Annotated in this window: 13 protein-coding genes and 1 other RNA gene; 5 read left to right on the top strand and 9 right to left on the bottom strand. The window is 56.1% G+C overall.

Translation table 11 applies throughout. From position 1 onward, the window contains the following. Window positions 1-86: 86 nt before the first annotated feature. Window positions 87-1,244: a sigma-54-dependent transcriptional regulator gene (locus KYK14_RS09145; protein WP_219158583.1), complete on the bottom strand. Its 1,158-nt coding sequence runs from the start codon at window positions 1,242-1,244 to the stop codon at window positions 87-89. 301 nt (window positions 1,245-1,545) lie between these two features. Here KYK14_RS09145 and KYK14_RS09140 point away from each other — a divergent pair, with 301 nt between their 5' ends. Together KYK14_RS09140 and KYK14_RS09135 are read left to right on the top strand one after the other, a co-directional pair. Beyond that, window positions 1,546-2,826, top strand: coding sequence for a PQQ-dependent sugar dehydrogenase (locus KYK14_RS09140; protein ID WP_219158582.1), 1,281 nt, complete (start codon window positions 1,546-1,548; stop codon window positions 2,824-2,826). After that, a complete protein-coding gene (locus KYK14_RS09135; protein ID WP_219158581.1) occupies window positions 2,826-3,269 on the top strand; it encodes a c-type cytochrome in 444 nt (147 codons plus the stop codon). Before KYK14_RS09140 ends, KYK14_RS09135 begins: the two co-directional genes overlap by 1 nt. A 77-nt stretch (window positions 3,270-3,346) precedes the next feature. On the opposite strand, the gene rnpB is transcribed toward KYK14_RS09135, so the two are convergent. Next, window positions 3,347-3,815: RNase P RNA component class A (rnpB, locus tag KYK14_RS09130), an RNA gene on the bottom strand. Window positions 3,816-4,052: 237 nt separating this feature from the next. On the opposite strand from rnpB, the gene KYK14_RS09125 reads away from it, so the two are divergent. Next, entirely contained in the window at window positions 4,053-5,282 is a 1,230-nt protein-coding gene (locus KYK14_RS09125; protein ID WP_246601765.1) for a S8 family serine peptidase, read from the top strand. Window positions 5,283-5,756: 474 nt separating this feature from the next. On the opposite strand, the gene KYK14_RS09120 is transcribed toward KYK14_RS09125, so the two are convergent. The 3 genes from KYK14_RS09120 to KYK14_RS09110 all read right to left on the bottom strand — a co-directional run bounded on the left by KYK14_RS09120 (window position 5,757) and on the right by KYK14_RS09110 (window position 10,169). Further along, window positions 5,757-7,628 carry a M1 family metallopeptidase gene (locus tag KYK14_RS09120; protein ID WP_219158580.1) on the bottom strand — a complete coding sequence of 624 codons (1,872 nt, stop codon included), beginning with the start codon at window positions 7,626-7,628 and terminating at the stop codon, window positions 5,757-5,759. 204 nt (window positions 7,629-7,832) lie between these two features. Next, window positions 7,833-8,936 (bottom strand): Smr/MutS family protein, encoded by a 1,104-nt coding sequence (locus tag KYK14_RS09115; RefSeq protein ID WP_219158579.1) that lies wholly within the window; start codon window positions 8,934-8,936, stop codon window positions 7,833-7,835. A gap of 282 nt (window positions 8,937-9,218) precedes the next feature. Beyond that, on the bottom strand, window positions 9,219-10,169 hold the full coding sequence (locus KYK14_RS09110; RefSeq protein WP_246601764.1) for a DUF2279 domain-containing protein: 951 nt from the start codon (window positions 10,167-10,169) through the stop codon (window positions 9,219-9,221). A gap of 225 nt (window positions 10,170-10,394) precedes the next feature. On the opposite strand from KYK14_RS09110, the gene KYK14_RS09105 reads away from it, so the two are divergent. Continuing rightward, window positions 10,395-13,262: an alpha-amylase family glycosyl hydrolase gene (locus KYK14_RS09105; protein WP_219158578.1), complete on the top strand. Its 2,868-nt coding sequence runs from the start codon at window positions 10,395-10,397 to the stop codon at window positions 13,260-13,262. A gap of 140 nt (window positions 13,263-13,402) precedes the next feature. Here the strand turns inward: KYK14_RS09105 and KYK14_RS09100 are convergent, their stop codons facing one another. Further along, complete coding sequence (locus KYK14_RS09100; RefSeq protein ID WP_208305927.1) at window positions 13,403-14,254, bottom strand: N-acetylglucosamine kinase; 852 nt, start codon at window positions 14,252-14,254, stop codon at window positions 13,403-13,405. 477 nt (window positions 14,255-14,731) lie between these two features. Here KYK14_RS09100 and KYK14_RS09095 point away from each other — a divergent pair, with 477 nt between their 5' ends. Next, complete coding sequence (locus KYK14_RS09095) at window positions 14,732-17,281, top strand: cellulase family glycosylhydrolase (protein ID WP_219158577.1); 2,550 nt, start codon at window positions 14,732-14,734, stop codon at window positions 17,279-17,281. Between the two features lie 161 nt (window positions 17,282-17,442). On the opposite strand, the gene KYK14_RS09090 is transcribed toward KYK14_RS09095, so the two are convergent. The 3 genes from KYK14_RS09090 to KYK14_RS09080 all read right to left on the bottom strand — a co-directional run bounded on the left by KYK14_RS09090 (window position 17,443) and on the right by KYK14_RS09080 (window position 23,268). Continuing rightward, entirely contained in the window at window positions 17,443-18,519 is a 1,077-nt protein-coding gene (locus tag KYK14_RS09090) for a SusE domain-containing protein (protein WP_219158576.1), read from the bottom strand. 77 nt (window positions 18,520-18,596) lie between these two features. Then, window positions 18,597-20,207 carry a RagB/SusD family nutrient uptake outer membrane protein gene (locus tag KYK14_RS09085; RefSeq protein ID WP_219158575.1) on the bottom strand — a complete coding sequence of 537 codons (1,611 nt, stop codon included), beginning with the start codon at window positions 20,205-20,207 and terminating at the stop codon, window positions 18,597-18,599. 19 nt (window positions 20,208-20,226) lie between these two features. Then, window positions 20,227-23,268: a SusC/RagA family TonB-linked outer membrane protein gene (locus KYK14_RS09080; RefSeq protein WP_219158574.1), complete on the bottom strand. Its 3,042-nt coding sequence runs from the start codon at window positions 23,266-23,268 to the stop codon at window positions 20,227-20,229. Window positions 23,269-23,403 lie beyond the last annotated feature (135 nt).

Raw genomic sequence — 23,403 nt, 5'->3', positions numbered from 1 at the left:
CAACTGGCATAAGGTCCTTCGACACTGGCTTGATGCGCCACATGCTCAGGATGACAAACTTTTTTATTCTATGTAACAGGCAAACGTTACTTCCCTGCAAACGCCTTGGCGTCGCTTTCGGAAATGGTATCGTCGCTCATAATCACGAGGCGCTCTACCACGTTGCGCAGTTCGCGGATATTGCCGCGCCAATCGAGGTTTTGCAGGTATTTCATGGCGGCGGGGTCTACCTTCTTGGGCTTGTTGCCATAGTCGCCGGCAATATCGGCCAGGAACTTGGTAATGAGGGCCGGAATATCCTCGCGCCGGTCGTTGAGCGGCGGCACCTGAATGAGGATAACTGAGAGGCGGTGGTACAAGTCTTCGCGGAAGTTGCGGTCGGCAATTTCCTGCAACAGGTTCTTGTTGGTAGCGGCCAGCACGCGCACGTTCACCGAGATTTCCTTCTCGCCGCCTACCCGGGTAATCTTGTTTTCCTGCAAAGCCCGCAGCACCTTGGCCTGCGCCGAGAGACTCATATCCCCGATTTCGTCCAGAAACAAGGTGCCGCCATCGGCTTGCTCAAACTTGCCGATGCGCTGCTTTACAGCTGAGGTAAATGATCCTTTTTCGTGACCAAATAGCTCACTTTCAATGAGTTCTGATGGAATGGCAGCGCAGTTTACCTCAATCATAGGGCCGTTGTTACGGCTGCTCAGCTCGTGCAGTTGGCGGGCCACCATCTCCTTGCCGGCGCCGTTGGGGCCGGTGATGAGCACGCGAGCATCGGTAGGGGCTACCTTCTCGATGGCTTTGCGCACCACCTCTAAGGCCGGCGAGGTGCCTACCATCTGCGAGTTCTTGGCAACCTTCTTCTTCAGCGTCTTGGTTTCGGCTACCAGCTTGGTGCGGTCTAGAGCGTTGCGCACGGTGATGAGCAAGCGGTTAAGATCTGGTGGCTTTTGCAGGAAATCGTAGGCGCCTTTTTTGGTGGCATCCACAGCCGTGTCGATGTTGCCGTGGGCCGAAATCATGATGAAGGCCGCGTCGGGCGCCACAATTTGGGCGCGCTCCAGCACCTCAATGCCATCCATCTTGGGCATTTTGATGTCGCAGAGCACGACGTCGTACTTATCTTTAATAAGCATGTCGAGGCCAGTGGGGCCATCTTCGGCTTGGTCGACTTTGTAGCTTTCGTATTCCAAAATCTCTTTCAGAGTATTCCGAATAGCTTTTTCGTCGTCGATGATGAGAATACGGGGCATGAAATAAATAGAGAAAGCGAGAGGTGCGTAATAGAGCGAAGGTAGCAAAAAGCCATGGGCAGCCGCACAACAAGTGAATGACGCCCTGATACCTGTGCTGGTAGGCTACCCAGCGCAAGAGCTAAAATGTATATACGAACGCTAAAGCAATGCTAGTTTGCATAGGAACTCATATAATAAACAATGAGTTTGCCCGGTAGTTTCTACAGGCACATCCGTACTAGGGTGGTCCTACCGTATCGACAAAAGCAACCGTCGGCAGTCGGCCGCGTTATTTGCCAGAATCACTACGCTTTCCTCCATGAAAAACACCCTGACTCGTTTTTTACTACCTGCTACGGCCGTAGCAGGTAGCCTTGCGCTGTATGCGCTAACTCCCCCGGCCCGGGTAGTGCCCGATGCCGATAACGCCGGCCTGAAGCTGCCAGCTGGCTTCGGTGCGCTGGTAGCCGCCGAAACCGGGGGGCGTGCCCGCCACCTCACCGTAACGCCCCAAGGCGTGGTATATGTGAAGCTGAGCCGGGTGAAAGATGGCAAAGGCATCCTGACACTACACCCCACCAGCACCGGCAAAGCCACCATTGCGGGCGGTTTTGGCGGCTACGGTGGTACGGGTATGTACAACAAGGATGGCTACCTCTACGCTTCGTCTGATGAGGATGTGTACCGTTACAAGCTCGACAGCAAAGGCGAAGTAACGAATCCTACCCAGCCAGAGAAGATTATAACAGGCCTGATTAACCGCAAGCAGCACGAAAGCAAATCGGTGGTGCTCGACAACAGCGGCAACATCTACGTGAACGTGGGCGCCTACTCCAACTCCTGCCAGGAGCGCGACCGGCGCCCTGGCTCCCTGGGCATGCCCAACTGCCCCGTGCTGGACTCGGCCGGTGGTATCTGGCAGTTCAAGGCTAACAAGCTGAATCAGAAGTACGGTGACGGCATGCGCTACGCTACGGGCCTGCGCAACGTGGTAGGGTTGGACTGGAATCAGCAAGGCAATAAGCTGTTTGTGATGCAGCACGGCCGCGACCAGTTGCACACGCTGTTTCCGGATAAGTACACCGAGAAAGAATCGGCGCAGTTTCCGGCGGAGTGTATGTATGCTCTCGATAAAGGTGATAACGCGGGCTGGCCCTACATCTACTACAACCAAGAGATAAACAAGAAGATGATGGCGCCCGAGTACGGCGGCGACGGCAAGAAAACCGTGGACGATAAGTACATCGACCCGGCGGCGGCCTACCCCGCCCACATGGCGCCCAATGGCCTGCTGTTCTACACCGGCTCCATGTTTCCGGAGAAGTATAAGAACGGTGCGTTCATTGCCTTCCACGGTTCCTGGAACCGCGCTCCTGAACCCCAGAAGGGCTATTTCGTAGTATTCCAGCCCTTCAAAAATGGCAAGCCCAGCGGCAACTGGGAAGTATTTGCCGACAACTTTGCCGGCTCGCCCGAGAAAGCGGCCTCTGGTCGCGCCGACCACCGCCCCTGTGGCCTGGCCCAGGGTCCCGACGGCTCGCTTTACGTCTCCGACGACGTGAAGGGCACTATTTACCGTATCGTTTACAACAAAAAATAATGAAGTCCCCTTTCCTAATTGCTGCCTTTGCGCTGCTTTCCCTACCTACCCTGGCGCAAAAAAAGCCAGCAACGCCTACCCAAAAGCCGGCCGCATCAGCCATTTCGGGGGCAGTATTGGCTTCGGGCAAGAAGGTATACACGCAAAACTGCCTGACCTGCCACATGGCCGACGGTGGAGGCGTGCAGAACATGAACCCGCCTCTTAGCAAGACGAGCTACGTATTGGGCGATAAAAACCGCCTCATCAACATCCTGCTCAATGGCATGGAGGATCAAGACATTGACGGCGAATCCTACCAGAACGTAATGCCCGCCCACGACTTCCTCACCGACCAGCAAATTGCCGACGTACTTACCTACGTGCGCAACAGCTTTGGCAACAAAGCTAGCGCCGTGCAAGCCGGAGAAGTGAAGACTGCCCGCGCTGCGAAGAAAAAGTAGGGGCTTAGCCTCTGTTCTTCTCCTTTTTTAAGAGCAAAAAAGGCCGCTGCAACAGATGTTGCAGCGGCCTTTTTGTTGCTGGTAATGAGTCTGTAAGCCGGGTTTTGTACGCGTTGCCGCGCCTCCACCATTTATCTAGGCCAGTCCTCGCGGAAAGGCTCCATCAACCTACCCACGGACGCCGGACGAGCCGCCCGGTGCCCCAGCCCGAAGGCTGGAGCGTATCCGCTTATTTGGTCTTTCAACCCCTGAGGTTTACCCAGCCGACACGGTCACCCGGCCGCTGGTGCGCTCTTACCGCACCTTTTCACCCTTACCTTTTTTTGAGCTATTGGCTGATGGCTATTAGCTGTTAGCTTTTCTACAACGAGAGCTAACAGCTAGCAACTACTAGCTAACAGCCAAAGAACGGCGGTAATTTTCTGTGGCACTGGCTGTCCGAAGTTGCTTTACGCTTCTCCGTCCTTCCCGTTAGGAAGCAGGGTGCTCTGCGTTGCCCGGACTTTCCTCGTCGCCCAAGGGCGCCGCGGTGGAGCGACTCATTACAGAAGCAAAGGTAGTGCAATGAGAAATACTAGGGCAATAGGCTTGCAAAAATCCATGTTGAACAAAGCCGTTTTCTAATATATAGCCTAAATTATTTTTTACTATTTTAATATGAAAAAATTAATAAAAGGGCTAGTTTGATGAGCCAATTATATCCGTAATCGATTTCTGATTATAGAATACTTGGCAATTAGATCTTTTCAAACACTCTTTCTCTCCTTTCTAAATCTTAGTAGCATGCAGAAAAAAGTACATCACCTGCGCCTCTCCTCCTGGGCTGTAGTAGCTGCTGTAGCGGCTGGCTCGGCTGCCCTCACTTCCTGCTCCGACGAAATGGCCATGCCATCGGAACCAGTTGTAGCCACTGTAACAAACGACGCTAAATCGGCCGACGAGGATATAGCCGGTCAATACATTGTGGTGTTGAAGGACGCCGCCGTTGCTACCACTTCAGCCGATAACTATGAGGGGAAAGTGAAAAAAGTGAAAGCCAAGGCATATGGTCTGCTGAAAGTGCACGGGTTGAGCGAGCAAGCTGTGGGCCATGCCTACGGGCACGTGCTGAAAGGCTTTTCGGCTAAGCTATCGGCTGCTGAAGCTGCGAAATTGCGCATGGATGCCAGCGTGGCCTATATAGAGCAGGATAAAATTATTTCGCTGGGCAAGCCAGCGGCTGGCGGTGGCACTACTTCTCCTTCTCAAACTATACCCTACGGCATTGCGCGGGTAGGCTACGGCGACGGCAGCGGTAAAACAGCCTGGGTAATTGATACCGGCATTGACCTGGACCATCCCGACTTGAGCGTAGACGCCACGCGTAGCCGCTCGTTCCTGACCAGTGGTAAGGGCTATACTTCGCCCGATGATGGCAACGGCCACGGCACGCACGTAGCGGGCACTATTGCGGCCCTCAACAATAGCATCGGCGTGGTAGGGGTAGCCGCAGGCGCCTCGGTAGTGGCAGTGCGCGTGCTCGACTCGCGTGGTAGCGGCTCCAACTCCGGCGTTATTGCAGGCGTTGACTACGTAGGCGCCAACGGCAAAGCCGGCGATGTGGCCAATATGAGCCTGGGCGGCGGCGTATCGCAGGCCCTCGACGATGCTGTGCTACGTGCCTCTCAAGGCGGCGTGCTGTTTGCTCTGGCCGCCGGCAACGAAACCGACAATGCCAACAACCACTCGCCAGCCCGCGTGAATGGGGCCAACATCTTCACCATCTCCGCTATGAACAGCTCCGATAGCTGGGCGTCGTTCTCCAACTACGGCAACCCACCGGTGGACTACTGCATGCCAGGCGTAAACATCCAGTCTACCTGGATGGGCGGCGGCTACAACACCATCAGCGGCACTTCTATGGCTACCCCGCACATGGCTGGCGTGCTACTTATGAAGGGTAAGAGCTTTACAACCAGTGGCGCTGTAAAGAACGACCCCGACGGCAACGCCGACCCGATTGCGCATTTATAAGAGGAGTATTTCTTTGAAGAAGAAAGGCCACCGCAACAGAAGTTGCGGTGGCCTTTTCAATGGTATGGCTTCAAACCCAAAAGGACGTGTATACTCATACTTTCAGGCATTAGGAAATAATAAGTCAGTATGAAGGGGAAGACTACGCTCACCGCTAAAAATAGTGAATGTGCTATGATGAAATTATTGTCTCTTGGTTCCTCAGTTTTAGAGCTCAGTAGAATTTCGCCTAAAGCACATGGGACAAAAATTGAAAAGATCATATAGATAAACGGTGGACCGAAAGCATATATGCTGTAGGTAGTACTCCACATTGCTAACGGCCAAATTACTAGCGCAATAGCCAGAAAAATTCCTGCAATTTTGACTTTCAGGCTTATCTGAGAAGAGGCAATAACTATTGCTACTGCTGCTCGGCACCAAGCAGCAGTAGCTAGTAGCAACACAAGCATTATTAAGATACCCATAGATTAGTTACCTACCCTCCCACACATTATCCTTCGGGAAGCTATCCGGCACATACGTGCTGCCTAACACTATGCGCTTGGCCGTTTTGGTGGTTGAGATGTCCAATACAACAGAGGTATTGCCGGATTGCCACGCGGCCACGGAGCGGTGCAGTTTGGTGGTGGTGCCGTCCGTGAAGGTCACCGTGAGGTCTACTGGGACGGGTTTGGTGCCTTTGGCCGCTACCGTTACCTGGTAGCCGGTGGCTTGCTTGGTCACGGTTTGGATGGCCAAATCGGGGTAGCCCAGGTCGAAGAACCACCGCTGCCAGAACCAGTTCATATTTTGGCCCGCACCGGCGTTCATCGAGTTGAAGAAGTCGTAGGGCATGGGGTGCTTGCCGTGCCAGTTGCGGATATAGGTGTGCAGGGCTTTCGTGAACAACTCATCGCCGAGCATATCCTTCACGTAGAGGTAGCCCAGGCCGGGTTTGGGGTAGGAGTTGAGGTAAAACGGCGTACCTGTCTGCTGCGTGGTGAGCGTGACGATGGGCATATCCTGCTCGGTGTGGGCAAAGCGGGCGTAAGGCATCACGCCGTACTCATCTACCAGCTTAGGGTCGATGAGGGGCGAGATAATCCACTCGCCAATGGTGGCCCAGCCCTCGTCCATCCAACCGTACTTGGTTTCGTTGATGCCCATGTAGAACGGGAACATCGTGTGAAAAATCTCGTGGTCGGTGAGGGTGATGGCGTCCTCGCGGGTTTTGGTGGGGTTGTCGTTCACCATCATCGGGTACTCCATCTGGTCGAGGCCGTCGAATACGGTTTCGTGGGAGTAGGGGAAGGGCCACTTCGGGAAGGTGTAGCTCATGGCCTCCACCGTGCGGCGGGCAAAATGCACCACTTCTTCAAAATCCTTGTGCTTGGGATTGTAGGCCGCATCTACGCGGGTACGGCGCTTGGTGGCGGGGTCTACCATCAAGCTGCTGGCCTGCCAGGCGTAGTGGTCGGAAGTAGCAAACACGAAATCCACGACATCCTGCGCCTCAAAGTGCCAGGTGTTCTGCGCGTTATTTGTCGTGATGTTCTTGCGCTTGGCCTCTGCGGCGCTGATAATTGTGATAACGTCGTCCTTTTTCTCCGCGTCTTGTAGGCGCTGGGCGTACTTCTTTTGCAGTACCTGCGGAGCATTGGTGAGCGTGCCGGTGGCCCACACCACAAAATCCTTGGGCACGGTGATATCTGCTTTGAAGTTGCAGAAGTCGTTGTATAACTCCGCCGAGCCGGTGTAAGGAATACGGTTCCAGCCGTCGATGTCATCGTACACGGCAATGCGCGGGAAGAAGTAGGCCACAAAGTCAGCCCCCGGCTCTACCTCGCCGGTTCGTTGGTGCGAACCTTTATTGAGGGTGTAGGAGTAGGCCACGGTTACTCGGGCTGTCTGCTTGGGGCCAATGGCCTTGGGCACGGAAACCGTCATGTTGGTGGCATCTATGCGGCGCACGCTTTCATCGGTGGCTTGGCCGTTGATGGTCAGTTGCTCAATCTGCACACCGTCGGTGAGGTCGGCGGCAGCGAAGCGGGTGTCGCGGGGGGCGCCCTTTTGGTAGATGTTGGGGTAGAGCTTGAACACCAACTGCCGCAGCGAATCGGGGCTATTGTTCTGGTAGGCAATATCCACGGTGCCTTTCAGCAAGCGGGTAGCCGGATTGAAATTAACCTTAATGGTATAATCGGCCGTGTTTTGCCAGTAGTTGGGACCGGGCAGGCCGTTTTCGGCGTGGGTGCCAGCGGCATAGGTGGCCGCCAGGTTGCGTGGGATGGGTAGGGGCTGTTGCGCTTGCGCAGCAAAGGAACCAAGCGCCAGCAGAGAAGCGAGAGAAAGGGTGCGAAACATGGCGCAAAGTACGCAATAAGCGAGCCTGGCTTTCTATAAAGCCTTATGCGTACCAAAGCGCAAAAAACTCGTCTGTCATCCTGAGCTTGCGAAGGACCTTCTCACGCGAGAACGACTGACGTAATAACGTCCTGTTCTATCGTGAGAAGGTCCTTCGCAAGCTCAGGATGACAGACGAATTCTTATTAAGCTAGCAGTTGCTGCTTACTTCAGCCGCACCAGCGTAGCGCCGTAGCCGAACTTCTCCTTGCGGGCATCCTCAAAGAACTTGATGTCTTTGTTGCGGCTCAGTTGCTTGTGAATCTCCTTGCGCAGCGTGCCATTGCCAGCCCCGTGGATGAAGACGATTTCGTGCATGTTGGTAGCTAACGCCCGCGACAACGCATCCTCAAATGTATCCATCTGAAGCTTGAGCATGGCGGTGTTGCTGAGGCCCTCGGCACCCTCAGGGCGTAGGGCTTCAATGTGGAGGTCCAGCTCGTGGGGCGGAGCCACTAGGGCCTTGGCAGGCTCGGGGGTAGGCGCCACGGTGGCGGGCTTGGCGGGCGCGTCGCCGGAGAGTTGAGCCTTTAGAGTTTCGGCCAGCTTCTCGGGGGTAGGCGGCGCGAGGGGCGCGGCGGGTTTCTCGTCGAGCTGGAAGAGGTAGGCTTCTTTCTGAATAATGGGTGCCTGCTGGCGGCTCTTATAGAAGGTAGCTGCCTTGAACTGCGTGCGCTTGCTGAGCAGATCGTAGGCCGTGGTGCCGTTGAGCTGGTGGGGGAGAAGCTGCACCAGCACAGCGGGCCACTTATCGAAATCCTTCAAATGCCAGTGGCCCAACGGCTTGCTAGCAGCTTTGGAATCGAGCTTATCAGAAGCCAGGCCGCGGTAGGTGCCGTTGGGGCGCTCCTCGCCGTAGGTGTAGAGCACGTCGGCATCGGTGTTGTTGATGACGTGCACGGCCAGCAGCTCCGGCGACTGGTGCACCAGCGCCAAGTACAGACCTTTGGCAATCTTAACAGGAGGTGAGGTAGGACCGCTTCCTTTTTTAGTCGAACCTGATGCAGATGCTGCTGCGGGCTTTTCGCCGGCGGCCTGCGCAGCGCGGGCGGCCCCAGTGCTAGCGGCTTTGCGCTCATTGGCCACGGCAGCAGCCGTTTTGCCGAAGGCTTTCTGCTCTTCTGCGGCTACCACTACCACCTCCCGGCGCAGCACCGGAATCGTGAAATCGTTATCAATGGCAACTTCTACCAGCTCATTATCGAGCAGGCGGGTAACAATGCCTTCTTCGCGGCCAGTCAGCAGCCGCACTCTATCTCCTACTTGCATATCTATTATGAGGGGGTGGGTTCAATGTCAGAATACAACAAAAGTAACGGCCAAACGGTGGTAGCGTTGCTTATTAGTTGTCAGGGGTGAATTGTTAGTTGTCAGCTGTGAGTTATCAACTATCGGTTGGCGCGCATGCCCAGGGTTGAAACCCTGGGCTACGGAGGGGCTGAGGTAGTTACACCGCTCTTACAGGTCAGTCGAGAGCGCAACCCTCGGAAAAGCAGGGAGTCCACAAAATCCGCGTAATCCGAAAAATCCGAGCGAATCCGTGATTCAGACTTAATAATACAAGCCATGCAGCACCAACCCGCGCCGACTATTGTACTCCAAAGCCGGCGCGGGTAGGTGGAAGATGCTGGCTACGTAGAACACGCGGCGCAGCAGCTTGCTACGGGTAGGAATGCGGCGCAGGTCTACGTCTAACGTGAGGTAGTATTGGCGGTAGGCGCGCAGGCCCAGGGCAGCGTTGGCGTCGGCATCGTTGTATACCATTTGCTGAGCGCTGTAGCCCACTGCTGGCTGTAGCCAGCGAGGCCAGCGCGAGGCGGTGGGCATAAACGCGCCCACATCGAAGGCCAGCCAGTAGGTCTGGCCGTTGTAGTCTTTCAGCAGGCGCTCGGCGAAGGAGCGACCCAGCACGTTAGGCCGCATAGCTGCATAGCGTGTGGTATGAAACGACACTTTGGGCATGATGCGCACTTCATTCCAAGTCAGCTGCTGGCCAATCAGCCCCGCCGAGCCCAGAAAATTAGCTGCCAGATCGGTCGCCGACGCGCCATACTCGGGGTCGTGACCGTCGAGGATTTCAATGGGACTTTGCAGTAAGAATCCCACAAAGCCGCCGTACCAAATGGCTTTGCGGTCGTCGAGGCCCGCCCAGCGCAGCATGTCTACGGCGCCCCGGCTTTCGTGGAAGGCTCCCCAGAAGTGACCGGCCTTATCCATCTGCTTCCACTCTGGGAAGTCGTCAAACCAATGGAAGCTGCTTCGCTCGCCCGTGTACCAGGCTTTGCCGAGGCCGTAGGTGAGGCCAGTGTAGGTAACTACCAATCCGCCAGCCAGCAGGGGTAGGCGGCGGTTGAGATGGGCTTGTCGCGCCGAATCGGGTAGGGCAAGCGCAAGCGAGACAGATGGGGCCGACGCAGAATAAGAGAAGCCGGAAAGCTGCGGTGCCGTGTGCAACTGGGCTAGCGCTTGCGCTTGAGTAAGTTGCTGAGGTAGGAGCAGCAAGCTCCAGAGTGAAAACCAGCAGCAAAGAGAGTGAAAACAGGACATTACAGCGGCGCAAGCAGTAGCAGGCAACAAAACTACGCACAATTCGCGGGTGCAATTAGATACTGGGAAAAGACAATGCGTACCTTTGCTATGCAAACGATTACGGAGCCGAAAAACAGCGCTTTTGTACGAATCCGTAATCGTCCTGCTTTTCAAATTCCCATCTTCTCAACGTTCTGAATGAAAACAATTCGACTCTTCTGTTTACTGCTAATGGTGCTAGGTAGCGCGTCTGCCTCTTGGGCGCAGGTAGTGACGGCTACTCCTACCTTTTTCCGCGCAACGGATCAGGTAACCATCACCTTTGACGCCACCAAAGGCAACGCTGGTCTGGCCAACTACACCGGCGACGTGTACATCTATACCGGCGTCATCACCAACCTGAGCACCACGCCCAGCGACTGGAAGCACGTAAAAAACCCAAACGGTTTCGGTACGCCTATTGCAGCCGAAAAGATGACGGCGCTGGGCAACCGCCGCTATAGCATCACCTTCGTGCCCGAGGACTACTACCCCGGCCTAAAGGGCTCCGGCGAAACCGTGCGGCAATTGGCCATGGTGTTTCGTGGGACCAATGGCACGCCCGAGGGCAAAGGCGCTGGCAACACCGACATTTTCTTGGATGTATCGCAAACTACGGCCTTGCAGGCCAGTATTACGGCGCCGGCTACGAACAACAACAACCCGGTACTGGTGAGCGGCGGCTCAGTGGCCGTGACGGCTACGGCCTCGGCGGCGGCTACACTTACCCTTACCCTCAATGGTGCGCAGGTGGCGCAGCAGGCCAATACCACCACCCTCACGGCCACGGTAGCCGTTACGCAGCCCGGTATCAACACGCTGGTGCTCACGGCCACCGACGGCACTACTACCGTTACGGATCAGCGCTTGCTGCTGGTGCAGCCCACCATCACCACGGCCGCCCTACCCGCCGGCGCTAAGAAAGATGGCGTGACCTATCTGAACGGGGGCACTTCCGCCATTCTGAGCCTGACGGCGCCCAGCAAGCAAAGCGTATACGTGATTGGCGAATTCAACAACTGGCAGCCCACAGCCGCCACCCTGATGAAGCGCACCGACGCCAACGACGCCGAAAACGGCCGCTGGTGGGTGCAGATTGACGGCCTCACGCCCGGCCAGGAGTATGCCTACCAGTACTTGGTAGATGGCAGCCTGCGCATCGCCGACCCCTACACCGAAAAAGTGCTGGACCCCAACAACGACCAGTACATTCCGGCCGTTACCTACCCCAACCTGAAGGCTTACCCCACGGGTAAGACCACCGGCATTGTATCGGTGCTGTCGCCGGGCGCAGCCGAGTACACCTGGACCACGACCAACTTCCAGCGCCCGGCCCGCACCAACATGGTGATATACGAGCTGCTGGTGCGCGACTTCGTAGCCCGCCACGACTACAAAACCGTTACCGACTCGCTGGCCTACCTCCAGCGCCTGGGCGTGAACGTGTTGGAGCTGATGCCCGTCAACGAGTTTGAGGACAACGAAAGCTGGGGCTACAACCCCTCGTTCTACTTCGCACCCGACAAGTACTACGGTACCAAAAACGACCTCAAGAAGCTGGTTGATGAGTGCCACCGCCGCGGCATTGCTGTGGTGCTGGATATGGTGTTGAACCACTCCTTTGGGCAGTCGCCGATGGTGCAGCTGTATTTCGATGGCGACAAACCTGCTGCCAATAGCCCGTGGTTCAACCAGGATGCCAAGCATCCTTACAATGTTGGCTACGATTTCAACCACGAAAGCGCCTACACCAAGTATTTCACGAAGCGCGTGATGCAGTTCTGGCTGCAAGAATATCACATTGATGGCTACCGCTTTGACTTGGCCGGTGGTTTCAGTCAGGTGCAGAAAACGGAGGCCACCTATGACGCTGTGTATGACCCTACGCGCATTGCTATTTGGAAAGAGTACTACGACTACCAAATGAGCGTCGACAATACGTCGTATCCTATTCTGGAGTCATTTGCCGCCAACCAAGAAGGTAAGGAACTAGCCGACTACGGTATGATGCTGTGGGGCAATCTAAACCATGCATACAACCAAGCCACGATGGGGTATAGCGACGGCTGGGATTTCAACTGGGGCTATTATCGGCAGCGCGACTGGAACCAGCCCAACCTGATTACCTATATGGAAAGCCACGACGAAGAGCGTCTGCAATTCAAGAATGCAGCTTTCGGCAACAGCAGTGGTAGCTACAACGTGAAGGACTTGGCAACAGGGTTGAAGCGCGACGAGATGGCAGCAGCCTTTTTCTTCACTATACCTGGTCCGCGCCTGATGTGGCAGTTTGGAGAGGTAGGCTACGACTACAGCATTAACGTGTGCGCCGATGGCACGACCATCAATAACGACTGCCGCCTCAGCAACAAGCCCATCCGCTGGGACTACTACCAGCAGGCCGACCGCCGCCACCTCTATGACACCTACCGCGCCCTGATTGCACTGAAAAAGCAGCCTTTGTTCGCCGCGCTTACCTCCTTCTCGCAGGAGCTAACCGGGCAGGCCAAAGCCATTCACCTATCAAACGGCGACCTGAGCGTGACGGTGCTTGGCAACTTCGGTGTGACGGCTACCACCGTCAACCCCAAATTTCAGCAAACCGGCACCTGGTATAACTACCTCACCAGCACGCCCATGAACGTGGCTGATGCCAACGCGACCATCACGCTGCAACCCGGCGAGTATTTCGTGTATACCAGCAAGCCCATCACCAAGCCCGCCAACTCAGTGCTGCCCGTAAAAGGAGCGCAGGCTATGAGCGGCCTTAAATTGTTAGCCTCGCCTAACCCCACGGGTAGCACCGCCACGCTCTACTACGAGCTAACCAGCGCCGCGCCTACTGTATCGGTGACCGTGCAGAACATGCTGGGTGCCACCGTACGCACTGTACCCGTATCGGGCCGCCAGACCAGCGGAACCCACGAGCTGACGCTGCCCGTGGCTAACCTGGCCAATGGCATCTACTTCGTGCGCTTGCAAGCCGGAACGCAGCAGCAAACCACGCGTCTGGTGGTGCAGCACTAGGCTGATGTGATGATTGTTTTCAAACAAAAAAGGCGGCTCCAAGTGGAGCCGCCTTTTTTGTTTGAAAGTCTGTACTACTGAGCCGAGCCGAAGTATGACTGGTCAGTATACCAGCATATCAACTCAGCAAGAAATCAGCCTTATTTCTTGCTGAGGACGGTGTGGTAAGTTACCAAATCATCAATAGGGGAGCGGATGATTTTGCCGACTTCCATGTTGTGGTTTTTGGCGGCCTGCGTGAGGGCGTCGCGGAAGTTGTAGCCCACCGATCCGATGCAGTTGAAGCTGTAGTCCTGGTAGTTGGGGTAGTGCACTACCAGGTTGTCGAAGAACGTGTTGAAACCTTCCAACACGATTTCGCGACAGTAGCTCACGTTATTGTGATCGTAGGCGAACTTGGCGAAGCTAGCGAGGAAGCGGTTGGGTAGGGGCTGATTGTAGAGGCGGTCGAAGATTTCCTCGTTGTCCAGCTCGTATTGCTTCTGGAAGGCCTCTTGCAGGCCGTCGGGGAGGTAGCCGCGCATGTAGTCGCGCAGCAGACGCTTGCCAATGAACGAGCCCGAGCCCTCGTCGCCCAGGAAATAGCCCAGCGAGTCGATGTTCAGCGTCACGTCCTTACCGTCGTAGAGGGCCGTGTTGGTGCCCGTGCCCAGGATGGCAGCAAAGCCCTTTTCCAGACCCAGCAGAGCGCGGGCGGCGGCCAGCAAATCGTGTCCCACGTATACTTCCGACTGCTTGAACACATGGCGCATGGCAGCGGCTACGGTTTCCACCTTCTCTGGGGTAGAGCAACCAGCACCGTAGTAATACACCTCACTAATGGCCGGCAGGTCCAGGTTGTCGGGCAGGCTTGTTTCGAGTGACTCAATAATTCCCTGGGTGCTGATGAAGTAGGGATTGTAGCCTTCGGTATTGAAATAAATGCGCGTGCCCGCGTTGTCGATTAAGCACCAGTTGGTTTTGGTGGAGCCGCCGTCAGCGATGATGATCATGGGTAGGGTAGAAGAAAGTAAAAGAAGAAATGCGCAGCATCCTGGGGTAGAATGCATACTGTACTACGTAGCGCAGAATAGCGAAGCACGGAAAAGTTTTCGGTAGTTGAAAGCCGTTGGCCATGATGTTATTGGAAAGCAATGATATGGCGCAAGAAAAAAACTGCTGATTGGCTGAACAGACAGGTTTCGAAAGAAGGCGAAAGGGAGTGATCAACATCAGCGAAAACAACGCAATCAGCCCGGCGTTGCTGAGAGGGTGGGGAAAGAGCAAATGGTAACAAACTGCAACGCAATGGCTGGCAAGTAGGGGCGTTGGTTTTCCCGGTTAGACAAACGTTTGCGTTAACTTGCTGCTGTTTTAAAGTCGGCGGCCTGATGCGGGCACTGCTTCGCTCGCACGAGTGCCGGCTTACGCTTACATTCTCCCATTTTATCTTCCTGATGCAGAAGCTTTTTCTCTCGTTGTTCTTCTTTTTGTCTTGCTCTCTGATGGTGGCGCCGGCTGCGTGGTCGCAACAGCAGGCAGTTCCCAAGGGCGACGTATATGTTGACAAACAGGGCGTGTTGCGCTGGCAAAAGGGCAAGCAGGAGGTAGCGCTGTTCGGCGTCAACTATACCACGCCGTTTGCCTATTCCTACCGCGCCCACAGGCGCCTGGGCGTGTCGCCGGAGCAGGCCATCGAACAGGACGTATACCACCTCGCCCGGCTGGGCGTCGATGCATTTCGGGTGCACGTGTGGGACGTGGAAATCACCGATACGGTAGGCAATCTGCTGGAGAACGAGCACCTGCGCCTCCTTGATTTTCTGGTGGCCCGCCTCAAGGAGCGGGGTATTAAAATTATCCTGACGCCCATTGCCTACTGGGGCAACGGCTACCCCGAACCCGACACGGCCATGACGGGCTTCTCGTCTATTTACGACAAAGGCCAGGCCTACACCAACCCGCGCGCCATTGCTGCGCAGGAGCGTTATCTCACGCAGTTCCTCAACCACCGCAACACGTACACCAAGCAACTCAACCGCCAAGACCCCGACATCATTGCCTGCGAGGTGTGCAACGAGCCGCGCTACCACGAGCCCGCCGCGCAGGTGACGGCCTTTGCCGACCGCATGGCCGCTGCCATCCGCAACACCGGCTGCCGCAAGCCGGTGTTCTATAACATTGCCGAAAACCCACAAGTGCACGAAGCCATCCTGAATGCCAAAGTGGACGGCCTCACCTACCAGTGGTATCCCGAAGGCCTGGTGAGCGGCCACACGCTGCGCGGCAACTTCCTACCCTACGTCGATCAATACCCGATTCCCTACCGTCAGGATAAGCGCTTCACCTCAAAAGCGAAGATGGTGTACGAGTTTGAGTCGGCCGATATTTTGCAGCCTATTATGTACCCGGCCATGGCGCGCAGCTTCCGGGCCGCGGGCTTCCAGTGGGCCACGCAGTTTGCCTACGACCCCCTGGCCATTGCCTACGCTAATACCGAGTACCAAACGCACTACCTGAACCTGGCCTACACTCCCTCGAAAGCCCTGAGCCTACTAATTGCTGGGCAGGTATTTCGGCAGGTGAAGCGCGGGCAGGCTACGCCGGCCTACCCCACCGATTCTACGTTTGGGTCCTTCCGCATCAGCTACCGCGAGCAGCTCAGTGAGATGAACACGCCGGAAGCATTTTATTACACTAGTACCACGCGCACGGAGCCCCGGAAACCCGCCGCCCTCCGGCACGTGGCGGGGGTAGGGTCGTCGCCGGTAGTGCGCTACGAAGGCACGGGCGCCTACTTCCTCGATCAGCTGGCCGCCGGCGTGTGGCGCCTGGAGGTGATGCCTGACGCCGTGCAGGTAGAAGACCCCTTCGCGCAAGCGTCGTTGCGGCGCACTGTCACGCGCATCGAGTGGAACACGCAGCCCATGCAGATTTCCCTGGCCGATTTAGGGCAGCAGTTCACTGTGCGTGGCCTCAACGAGGGCAATGCTGCCCAGGCGCAGGCCGCCAACGGAGCAGTAGCTGTGCACCCCGGCGTATACCTGCTAGCGACTTCGCAGCAGAAAACCACTGTCTGGACTTCCCAAACGCGGTTAGGTACGCTGCGGCTGGGTGAGTTTGTGGCACCCGCGCCCACCGTTGCCGGACTACAAGTGGTGCACAAGTCCTACCCTCAAGTAGCGGCTGGGCAGCCGCTGCGCCTCACCGCCAACGTGGTAGGCCTAGCGCCCACCGACAGCGTATTGCTGGTGGCGCAACACTACTACGGCCGCACCCAAACCATTCCTATGCAGCGCGGGGCCTACCCCTTGTTTGAGGCGAGAGTACCCGCTGAGCTGCTATATCCCGGTCAGCTGCGGTACTGGGTAGTGGTGAAGCAAGGTAGCAAAACCACTACGTTTCCGGGCAATGTTGCGGGCTCTCCACGCCAGTGGGATTACGCCCACCCCGAGCACTGGGAAACAGCCATTGTGCCAGCTGCCGCGCCGCTTCCCCTGTTCACCGCTGCCACCGACTACGACCAGGTGGAGCTGGGCCGCATTGGCGAGGGCAGCTACGCTGACTACGTGACCAGCCCCGCTACGGGTGCTCTGGCCGTGCGCCTGTTTGGCAAGCCTCAAACGGAGGCTGGCGCTGCCGATAACCGACCGGCCATGAGCCTGCGAGCATACTTTACCGACAAGGTGCAGGGGCGCCATCAGGACCTGCTCAACAGCAAAGAGTTGCTGCTCACGGGGCAGGCCAGCCAACCGGGTACGGTTATACAGGTAGTATTGGTGACCAAAGACGCCGCCGCTTATGCTGCTACCATTACCTTGGGTACCGACCACCAGACCGTACGCGTGCCCCTTACCAGCTTCCGGCCCGCGCCCTTACTGCTGAGCCCGCGACCCTACCCTAGTTTCCTGCCCCTCACGTTTCAGCCCGCCACGCAGCCCCCGGTGTTGCGTCTGGCCGATGCCGAGGTGCTTCAGGTGGTGTTGCCTGCCGCACCAGCAGCCAGGCACGTAGATATCGGGTCGGTGCAGCTGCGGTAAGGTAGAAGGGCTTCTATTGCATGCCAACTGAACTCTACAATAGCATTCATACTAACGCAATCGAAGATGTCCGGTAGAATCAATATTATCGATAAGTTGTAACATTAAAAAAGGCTCCTGATTATTATCAGGAGCCTTTTTTAATAGGTCAGTGAAGAACGTTAGTTCTTGCGAATAGAGTAAGTGTAGTTACCAGCACCCTGGCTTAAATCAAGCGTAACCAGGTAGCTACCAGCTGCCGTGGGACCTTTGATGTTGTCGCCGCCAGCATCCAGCACGCCGTCTGCCTTGCTGTCACCGTAGTTGATGTCCCAGGCATTATTGGCTCTGAATTTAACTTCACCGCCAGCACTCAGGTTCATCGTAGCAGACCAAGTGCCGGTGGCAGTATTGTAGGTTAGCGGCGTTTGATTGTCCCACCCGCCTGGGGTAGCAGAACCGATGGCTGCCCAAGTAGTAGGCGTAGCCGTCCACGTCAGGTTAGGAACATTTACTATCAAGCGATAGTAGCCTGTAGCGGGCAATGAAATGTCACCACCAGTCGTAGAAAGTTTCCCCGAAACCTCCTTCGTAGCAGGATCAGTCGTAATAGTGCCCGAAATACCATAGTTGGTATTGTCCCAGTTAGGTGCACTTGTAAACTTGAAGCCGTTAGGATCCGTGAAATTCACGTAGCCTTCGTACGTGCCGTTGTTGGCCGGCGAGGCTATCTTGGGTGCTTTTTCAGGAGCCCAGTCTTGGTACTTGCCCGGAACGTACAATGATGGGTACGCAATGATGGATAAGTAGGGCATGGCTGTTACGGAAGTAACGCCCGATTGCTGCGCATACGTAGTGTTGCTGCTCACGTTTGAGAGCACACGTGCATCTAGCTGGCCAGTTGAGCCCGGCGCAATTCCTAAAGCCAGCAACGTGCTGTTTAATTCTGCTACCGTAAATGCCCGCTTGGTAGCAGTAGTAGTGAATTCGCTAGGTGATTTAAAATTGTTACCCTTCACGTCAAGCTGTAAGGTGTAAGTTACAGCAGCAGGGTAGCCGTAATCGGCGTTGGTCCAATTGAAAACTACGGCTTCTTTAGCCGCATTGTCGGCAGAAAGTGCGCCAAGGGCTGTAGATGAAGCTGTAAGCGTCGGCCCGCCATTCGAGCTAATTACCGCTCTATCTTCGTCCTTTTCACACGCGGTAAGGGCTAGGGCAACTGCACCTATTCCCAATATTTTGGTAAACCAAGTTTTCATTGTGTGGGAAATTATAATGTCGGAAAAAGGAACCAGACAGGCTGCCAAGTGCCAACTGACGCTTGGCAGCCTGCTTATTAATAACCTGGGTTCTGCGTTAGGTTGGGGTTCACGCTCAGGTCAGCGGCCGGAAGTGGGAACAAGCGACGGTCGTCGGATACGGCCCGGCCACCGGCCACACCGCCTTTCCAGGCCCACAGGTAATCGCCCGTGGTGAAGCGCTCATAGCGAATCAGGTCGGTACGGCGGGTAGCCTCCCAGTACAGCTCGCGCGAACGTTCGTTCAGGATGAAGTCCAGCGTGAGCTGCCCGCTGGTGATGTTGCCAGCAGGGGCATTGTTGAATGCCCGCGCCCGCACACGGTTCACGTAGGTGAGAGCCAGGGCCTGGTCGCCGCCGCCGCGCAGGGCTGCTTCGGCGTACATCAGGTACACATCAGCCAAGCGGAACATCGGGAAGTCAGTATCTACAAACACCAGATCGGAGCCAGGAGCGCCGGTAGAGGAGATGTTCTTGAACTTGATGGGTACATAGCCATCGGTGAAAGTGGTTTGCGACGTCACTTCCAACGACTGGCCGCCCGTCACGAACTTAGCCCGCGCATCGGCAGCCGTATCCGGGAATTGCTGGTACAGGCGCGGCGTGGTCCGAATACCGCCCCAGCCACCATCAATACCATAGCGGGCAGGATTCCAGAAGGAGTTGGCGGTGCCCGATACAGCGGCGTGCGTCAGGAAGGTAGTACCGCCATAGGTTTGCGTCCGCTTGCCGTCATACACAATCGGGAAGATGATTTCCTTGCTGGTGTTGTTGTCGGTCCGGAATAGGTTCTTGTATTGCGGCGTCAGGGAGTACACACCGCTGTCAATCACGCGTTTGGCGTAGGTAGCGCAGTCAGCGTTACGCTCCGTGCCGGTGTATACTTTGGCGTTGAGGTAGAGCTTCGCCAGCAGCGTCCAGGCAGCAGCTTTGTCGGCGCGGCCATAGAGGTTCTGGCCGGGAGCCGCCAGGTCGGCGTCAATGGCTTTCAGCTCCGATTCGATGTAGGTGAATAGCTCAGTCCGGGTCGTTTGACGGGGCGGAGTGGTTCCCCCAATCTCGTCGTTTTCCGTGGCGAAGGGTGGGTTGCCGAACAAATCCAGGGCGTGGTAATACGCCAAAGCCCGCAGGAAACGAACTTCTGCCCGTAGGCGCTGGATGTTGGTCAGGTCAGCACCCGTAATGCCGCGGCTGCTGAGGTTGGCATCGGTAGCCTGCGCCAGGAAGCCGTTACAGAGCGTTACCTCGTACAGAATACGGCTGTACAAACCCCGAATCAGCACGCCGCTAGACGTCCAGTTCATGTTGTGCCAGTCCTGCACGCCGGGGTCACCCCATTGGATAACCGCCTCATCGGTGGTCAGTTCCTGCGCGCTCCACAAAGAGCGAACGTAGTCGGAAGTGCCCTGGTCAATGCCCAGAATGTCACCCGTAGCTGCATCAGGACCTTGGCCACCCGTTACGGCGAAACCACTGTATACCTTGGCCGCTACGCGCTGGTAGCCCTCGGCATCCTTGTATACGCTCTCCGTATTCAGGTCGTAGGTTGGTACGCGGTCCAGGTCGTCATTACACGACGTAACCGCCAGCATCGAACCGGCAACGAGGCCCAGGCCCAAAGTGCGACGAAAAATATATGATGTTTTCATTATACAATCAGAGAGACAATTATAGGCTGAGGTTCAGGCCAATCGTGTAGGTGCGGGGGCGGGGATACACGTTGTTGTCAACCCCGTTGAAAATCTCCGGATCGAGACCGGAATACTTCGTGATCAGGAACACGTTTTGAACAGCAGCCGTCAGGCGCAGATTCCCGCGGTTGCCCATTATTTTGCCGGCGTCGTAGCCCAGGGTTATGTTCTCCATCCGCAGGAAAGAAGCGTTCTGGATGTAGTAATCCGAGGAATAGCGCTCCTGCTTCAGGTTGGTGAAACCCGTGTAGAGGGCGTCTTGGGTAGCGTTGGTTATCACCGTGGGCTGGCTGGTGAGACCATTGTAGGTACCGTTCTGCGAGTTCACGTTATTGTACAAGTAGCTGCCAAGCTGGCTGCGCAGTGTGAAGGCCAGATTCACGCGGTCGTAGCTTACGTTGGAGCTGAAGCCCAGGATAACTGGCGGCGCGGCCTGCTTGTACACGTACCGGTCATTGCTGTTAATGATACCGTCACCGTTCAGGTCGGCGTACACGTCTTGCAGCGGCTTGCCATCCGTTCCGTACACTTGCTTGTACACGTAGAAAGACGAAGACGGCTCGCCTACCCGGTAGATACCAATGTTGGTGCCGGTACCGCCAGCTACGCCATTGTTTTCAATACCGGCAAAGCCTTCTACCTGTGGCCCGAGCGACAGAATCTTATTCACGTTATAAGTACCGTTGGCGTTCAGCGTCCAGTTCCAGTGCTCGCCCTGTACCGGCGTCGCGTTCAGATTCAGCTCGACACCTTTGTTTTCCAACGAGCCCACGTTCGACACCAGCTGGTTGGTGTAGTTGGTCAGGATTGGAATAGGAATAACGGCCAACAGGTCTTTGGTTTTGCGGTAGTACACGTCTACCGAGCCGCTCAGGCGGCCATCCAGGAAACCATAATCAATACCGGCGTTGTAGGTGGTGGTCTGCTCCCACTTCAGGTTGCGGTTGAAGCCCTGCGGAGAGTAGGGGATATAGTACTCATACTGACTAGTAGCAGGATTGTAGAAGCCATACTGCGCCTGTAGCGAGTTCACAACGTAGCGCTGAATGTATGGGTAGTCGCTGCCCGCAGCACCCACGATGTCCTGCTGACCCGTGATACCGTAACCAGCGCGCAATTTCAGGTCCGAGAACGTGTTGTTGTCCTTCAGGATCGACTCGTTCTTGATATTCCACGCGGCCGAAACAGCGGGGAACAGGGCGTTGCGGTTATAGGAGGGGAAGCGCGACGAGGCATCGTTGCGCAGCGTACCCGTAAGTACGTACCGGTCGTTGATGCTCAGATTAGCGCGGCCGTAATACGAGAGAATGGTGTACTGTGTGCGGAACGGATTAACTGCTGCTGCCCGGAAGATGGTGGTACCGTCGGCCAGGTAAGTAGGCAGATTGGGCGAGGTAGTTACAAAGTCCTGGTAGGAATAACCAGCCAGCAGATCCAGGCGGGTTTCGCCGAGTTGCTTGGTGTAGTTGAGGTAGGCTTCTAGCAGCTTGTTGTCGCGGTTCTGGGCGTAGCGGTTAAAGGAGCCGCCCTGGCGGTCGGTAATGGCAGGATCCAGTGGCCGGTTGAAATACGCAGCTGCGGCCGTTGCATCAACCAGGTTGCTGCCGTTGCTGCGGGTGATGTCGTAGCCCAGGTTCACGTTGGCGTGCAGGTCGCGGAAGAAGGGTAGGGCGTAGTCTAGCTGAATGTTGCCGATGCTCCGCTTCACGGTGCTCCGGTCGCGGCGCAGCTCTAGCAGGGCCACTGGGTTGCGGGGTACGTTCTGTTGGGGCACACCGCCGGCGCTTTGCAGGTACTCGAAGTAGCCGCCGTAGCCTTCGGCGCCGCTGCGCACGGGTTGGGTAGGATCGAAAGCCAGGGCTGCACCAACGGCACCAGCGTCAGCAAAGTTGTTGTCGATGATCGAACCCTTCAAATTCAAGTTCACTTTCAGGGTGTTATCGAACAGAACGGGGGTGAGGCTGATAGAGCCCGTGTTACGAATAAGGCGGTTGGTGCGCAGAATACCCTGCTGCTCCAGGTTGCCATACGAAACCCGGAAGGGTAATTTACCCGCTGCGCCGGCCACGCTCACGTTGTTATCGGAGGTGAAAGCCGTGCGGAAAATCTCGTCCTGCCAGTTGGTGTTGCTGGAACCCAGTAGGTTGCTTTTGGTGGGTGCCACGCTGGCTACGGTATTGCGTAGCTGATTGGCCGATAGAACGTCTACCGAGTTGTAGCGCTTCGAGACAGAAGCCAGCGAGCTAACGTTCACCGTTATTTTCTCGCCCTGCACACCCCGCTTGGTGGTGATAAGGATAACGCCGTTCGAGGCACGCGAGCCGTAGATAGCCGTGGCCGATGCGTCTTTCAACACCGTGTAGGTCTCGATGTCGTTGGGGTTGATGAGGCTCAGCGCGTTGGCGGCGCCACTCACGCCGCTGTTGTCTACTGGTACGCCGTCAATTACAATCAGCGGGTCGTTGCTGGCATTCAGCGACGAGCCCCCACGGATACGGATGGTGGTAGCCGAGCCGGGGGCACCACCGCCGGTCGTGATCTGCACGCCAGCTACCTTGCCCTGAATCAGCTGCTCGGGGTTGGTTACCTGGCCCTTCACGAATTGCTTCTCATCAATCTGCGTCACGGCACCCGTCACGTCTTCTTTGCGCTGCGTGCCGTAGCCTACTACCACTGCTTCGTTCAACAGGGTGGTGTTTTCACCGATTACCACGTTGGGTACAGCCGTGTTCTGGCCATTGTTTACCGTAACGGGTTGGCGTTGCGTATTATAGCCTACGAAGGAAATAATCAGTATCTGCGGGCCAGTGGGCACATTCTGAATAGAATAGGTACCATCGGCATTGGTGGAGTTGCCAAGCGAGGTGCCTTCTATCACAACGGTTACGCCGGGCAAGCCCTGTTTTTGTTCGTCCAATACGCGGCCGCTTATGGAGCCGGTTTGGGCGAATGCGCCAGTGAAACCAGCGCACACAAATAGCAGGAGAAACAATAGTTTCACCAGGTAAGGGTGTTTCATTGAAAAACAATTAGGGTTGGGAATTTAACTTTCGGCAGAGCCGATTTGCAAACGATTTCGGCTCCTACGAAAAATTACACACTTTGGCTACTTAAGCGGTTTTTTTTTCGTCCAAAATTGAATGTAAAGACGAAG

Origin of the sequence: Hymenobacter profundi (assembly GCF_019334315.1) — a bacterium.
GTDB lineage: Bacteria > Bacteroidota > Bacteroidia > Cytophagales > Hymenobacteraceae > Hymenobacter > Hymenobacter profundi.
This window is presented reverse-complemented; position numbering and strand designations above follow the sequence as displayed.